This window comes from Novosphingobium chloroacetimidivorans (assembly GCF_014204535.1).
Taxonomy (GTDB): domain Bacteria; phylum Pseudomonadota; class Alphaproteobacteria; order Sphingomonadales; family Sphingomonadaceae; genus Novosphingobium; species Novosphingobium chloroacetimidivorans.
In genome coordinates, this window is the sequence record NZ_JACHLR010000056.1 from 1 (window position 1) to 4,471 (window position 4,471).

Here is a 4,471-nt window from a genome sequence, read left to right on the forward strand (position 1 = left end):
GCAACCCGCTATGACAAACGCGACGACAACTTCCTCGCCTCAGTCCAACTCGCATCCATACGCATCTGGCTCAGGCATAATGAGTCGGTGGCCTAAACTGCGCAATATTTCGGCACGCGCGAGCCATCGCCAGGACGATCCAGCGTGTCCTTTCGGAACCGCTCACTTCGACCGCATCGGCCCATAATTTTCCGTGCAAATCGCACGGGTGAAGGCGGCGGAGGAAGTGACGCTCCGGCTAACTCACGGCGAGAGCCCTGCACCGCGGAGCCGCCGAGCGCAAACTATATCCCGCTTGCGTTCGCCACGACCTCTCCATCATCATTCTCGCCAGAACGGCAGGATGCGGTTCGCAGTGGGACGGCGGCGAAGCTGAGGAGGAGCGGACTGGGCTTCTATCTATCGCGATCGCAGCAGCACGGCGACAAACCAAGGCGCGCAGCCGATGTGCCGAATACGGCAAGGCACGAGATGCAATCGCCCGTTATAAATACCGTAACCAACTTTGTAGGTGCCTTTGTAGCCTTTGTTCCGGGTATGCCGAACTCATCAAATTTGAGGGCGCACGATGGCACAGCAACAAATGGCAGAGCTTAACTGGGTTCCGCTTGTGGACGTCGATACAACTTCGGACAAGATCAAGCTGCTTGACCAGGCCTTCGACAGCAACGTAGTTCATGCGCGCGCCTTTCAGCAGCGGCTCGTGGAGGCGTACTACCCAGCCATTGAAGAGGAAAAGCTTTCTGTTCCACAGCGCTTTGCCGTCATCCTGGGCCTGACCTGCGCGCTGTGGATGGTAGTAGGCGCGGTTATCTTATCGACCATTTACACCTTTTCGCGGTTCTTCTCATGATCATCGCTTGTTTGCCCTGAAGCGGCCGCTGTCATCTGGAGGCATGCTATGGGCGGCGGCAGCGCTCCGTTGCCGATACTGTCGTGCAGGTTTGCTGCCATCTTCGTTGGTCGGTTTCAAATGCATGCTCGGCGCAGCGCATGCGCTGCAAGGTGGTGGCCTCTCCTCGGCTCGGCCGATTAGGAATGGCGTTATAGCTTACGCAACGGCCGCTAGCTGCATGAGATTGGCTCTATAAGGGCGCTGACAATCTTCGGTACTGCGTCGGCTAACGCCCAGGGAGTAAGCGACTCATCTGATGTTCGCCCATCCGCAATGGAATCGCCACGACGAAAACAAGCTTGACTTGCTCGTGGTACAAGGCCGCCCTGAAATCTAGCTCGGTAACTTACGCCAGCCTGAGGCTAAGTAGACTATGTGATTGACCAACCCAAATGCTCTGATAGCGGGTGGTGCGTGCGCCGATAGATTATGTGATCTGAGCTTAATACGGTGAGGCCCGCATCCGCAACTACAGTAACGCTTACAACCGTAAAGACTGAGAGCTGTTTTTATGAACTACTTCACATCACGCGAGACGCTAAAACCAGCGTCATCTACCGAGATGGCGCTCCAGCCACTTGTCGATGCTTTAACCGCCGAGCTTATTGGTGTAGTTCCAAGAGAAGGCCTCAAGAATTTCTACCATGCTGTAGGTCGTCGTATGGCATCCGCAGTGCCGCTTGACGGGGTGAACGACCTCCATCACCTTACCTCTGAGTTGAATGCTCTGTGGACAAAGACGGGTTGGGGGAAGGCTGAGATCCGTCTCGAACCAGACTCTATTGTTGTCCGGCACTCGTCACCGCCTCAGTCTCCGAGCCCAGGCTGCCGCGACGCCTGGCTCGATATGGTGTCCGCTGTTCTCGAAGGGGCATACGATTCGTGGTTTCGCAGCCTGGGGAGTGGCCCAGCTCTACACACACGTGCGATGTGGAACGGTGATGGGATTGAACTGCGTCATAGCCGATGACTGACGTCGAGTTTGGATCGGGGACCACAGGCGCTCGGTAGTGTCGTCGTCCCCGAACTGCCTGACCAGGGGTCGCCGGCTTGGGTGTTGTACTCGCGGGACGATCGGTAGCCTAGGCCGCGCTAACAAAAGCCGTGCCACAGCCGGCCGGCAGCGAGGTTGAGGAAGCTCTCGAATGCGAAGATCGTTTTTTTGTAGCGTGTGGCTCTGCGGCGTTGCTGCTTGAGCTTGGCGAATATGCGGCTCCACGAGGTTGCGCTCCCGGTAGTAACGAGAGTTGTGACGCTCGGCCGCCTTGCGGTTCGAGCGCGGTGGGATGATGGGCAGGATGCCGCGAACCAGCAGGTTCTCACGCAGGCGGTCACCATCGTAGCCTTTGTCCGCCAGCAACGCTTTGGGGCTGGACGCAGGCGCATCAGATCGTCGGCAGCGGCGTAGTCAGGCGCCTCGCCGCCGGTGAGGACGAAACCGACTGGCAGTCCCTGATTGTCGCAGAGGACACAGACTCCGCCCCTAAGGCCGCAGCGTAATCGATTAAGAGCATCCGTGTCAGCCCCCTTTCCGCCTGCTGCCAAAACATGGCCGCGAACGGTGGTGCTGCCCATCATGTGCTGCCAGTCGTCGGTAAGCACGAGATTGACCAATACCTGCGGCATGGCATCCCAGACGACTTGCTTAGCCCAGCGCCGCGACCGGACATAGACCGAGTTCCACTTGCCGTAGCCCTCGTGCATGTCGCGCCGGGGGCATCGGACCCGCGGAACATGTAATATCCCAGTGAGAAGCGCCGACTATCGAGGGTTGGACGTGCGCAACGCCCTCGCTCTGATCGCAGCGGAGGTCCGTTGGTCTTTTACTCTCAATTCGACAACTATCCGCGACCCACGCCTGCTCTTCAAAGAGCAGCGTTAAATTAGTCCTTACTCACTTAGCAAACTTAATGTGAACGCGCCCTAGCGCCTCGTGCGGATGGACCTCGTTGTCGTGGGTCAGCCTGCGGGGCAGTTACTCTATACAGTGCGAGCGTCAGGCGCGGGTTCAAAGTAAGCGTCCGGTCTGGGGCGCCTTGCACGACGGGTATTTGGCAAGCCATAGGTGCGGCACTTATGGCTACGCGGATCATCGACGTTTCAGAGCAGGGCAAACGGGTGCGGCGGGCGTGGTCCGACGAGGCTAAGGCGCGTTTCGTAACGGAGACGCTGGAGCCGCGGGCGACGGTGCGGTCGGTGGCACGTCGACATGGCGTGGATGCGTCGTTGCTCTACCGCTGGCGGCGCGCCTTTGTTGCCGATCGCCTGGTGCGGGGGTCGAGCACGGGCGATGGTTTCGTACCAGTTCAACTGGCGCTGCCAGCTCCCGAGGGATCGCCGCCGTCGCTGCCGGCAGGCTCGACCGAGGTGGTGAGCGCAGTTGGCCATCGGGTGCGGATGATACCGCCGGTCGATCGCGCGACGCTGCGGCTCGTACTGGACGCGCTCGGCCGATGATCGGCCCTCCCGCGGGCGTGCGGGTTCTTCTGGCAGCCGGCATCACGGATATGCGCAAGGGCTTCGATGGTCTCGCCGCCATGGCCCAGAGCCTCCTCCACAAGAATCCGTTCTCCGGTGCGGTATTCGCGTTCCGCGGCAAGCGCGGCGATCTGATCAAGCTTCTGTGGTGGGACAGTCAGGGCATGGTGCTCCACGCCAAGCGGCTCGAGCGCGGGTGCTTCACCTGGCCGACCACCGCTATCGGCGTGGCGGTGCTGACGCCGGCGCAGCTCTCGATGCTGCTCGAAGGCGTCGACTGGCGCGCAGAAACGAAGCGCCGAGCCGGCGTGTGCCTGGTAGACGAGAGCAGTTCTTTGGCGGTTTTGCTTTGTGGAGCGCCGCCCGAGCGACGAAGCTCCGAACGGCAGGCGCGTGCCGGACCGCTCCTGCAGGCTTTGCGCGCCTGGCTCGAGGTGACGCTGCCAAAGCTGTCGCGCAAGTCCGACCTGGCGATCGCTGCGCTACGCCCTCTCGAGACGGCACGCGCTCGGCCGCTATCTCGACAATGGCCGGCTCGAGATCGACAACAATGCTGCCGAGCGCGCGCTGCGCGGCGTCGCTCTCGCCCGTAAAAACTAGCTGTTCGCCAGCTCGGACAAAGGCGGCGAGCGTGCCGCCGCTATCTACAGCCTCATCGAGACCGCCAAGCTCAACGGCGTAGATCCGGAGGCATGGCTAGGCGATACTATCAACCGCATCGCCGATCACCCAAACCCCAGGATCGACGAACTCTTACCCTGGAACTACCGCGCCGCCTGAGCAGAACCACTCACCGGACGCTTACGGTTCAAACGCAGGCGGTCGGGTCTAGGGGTGCGCACGAGGGCTCCACCATACCATTCGATTGCCAAGAGCTGAAAGGCATGGTGCGGGGCACAAGACCGATGTCGCGAGCAAAGCAGCGGCATCGCCAGCGCTGAATGGGCCGCCTATGTCGCTAAGCCATTCGAGGTTTGAGGCGCGACCGTGCGCCGCACAAAAGCTTAACAAGATCCTAACGCATAGACAGGCCGTCGAGGATTTGGCGCGGTTGATCCTCAACCCAGCTCGCAGCCAAGTTCACGCAAAAGGTCACAG

At 60.5% G+C, this 4,471-nt stretch carries 4 protein-coding genes and 2 pseudogenes; 5 read left to right on the forward strand and 1 reads right to left on the reverse strand.

Annotated elements, in window-relative coordinates:
* Window positions 1-568: 568 nt before the first annotated feature.
* Together HNO88_RS21565 and bcsD are read left to right on the forward strand one after the other, a co-directional pair.
* Complete coding sequence (locus tag HNO88_RS21565) at window positions 569-853, forward strand: hypothetical protein (RefSeq protein WP_184250829.1); 285 nt, start codon at window positions 569-571, stop codon at window positions 851-853.
* Between the two features lie 604 nt (window positions 854-1,457).
* Complete coding sequence (gene bcsD / locus HNO88_RS23165) at window positions 1,458-1,865, forward strand: cellulose biosynthesis protein BcsD (RefSeq protein ID WP_376768805.1); 408 nt, start codon at window positions 1,458-1,460, stop codon at window positions 1,863-1,865.
* Here the strand turns inward: bcsD and HNO88_RS22945 are convergent.
* On the reverse strand, window positions 1,809-2,255 hold the full coding sequence (locus tag HNO88_RS22945; protein WP_312857157.1) for a hypothetical protein: 447 nt from the start codon (window positions 2,253-2,255) through the stop codon (window positions 1,809-1,811). The genes bcsD and HNO88_RS22945 overlap by 57 nt on opposite strands.
* 716 nt (window positions 2,256-2,971) lie before the next feature.
* On the opposite strand from HNO88_RS22945, the gene tnpA reads away from it, so the two are divergent.
* The 3 genes and pseudogenes from tnpA to HNO88_RS21590 form a co-directional block, all read left to right on the forward strand.
* Window positions 2,972-3,352, forward strand: coding sequence for an IS66-like element accessory protein TnpA (gene tnpA, locus HNO88_RS21580; RefSeq protein WP_184250834.1), 381 nt, complete (start codon window positions 2,972-2,974; stop codon window positions 3,350-3,352).
* Window positions 3,349-3,651: pseudogene (gene tnpB, locus HNO88_RS21585) on the forward strand (IS66 family insertion sequence element accessory protein TnpB); the annotation flags it as partial. The gene tnpA and the pseudogene tnpB, both read left to right, overlap by 4 nt.
* 99 nt (window positions 3,652-3,750) lie before the next feature.
* A pseudogene (locus tag HNO88_RS21590) lies at window positions 3,751-4,153 on the forward strand (IS66 family transposase); the annotation flags it as partial.
* Window positions 4,154-4,471: the final 318 nt, after the last annotated feature.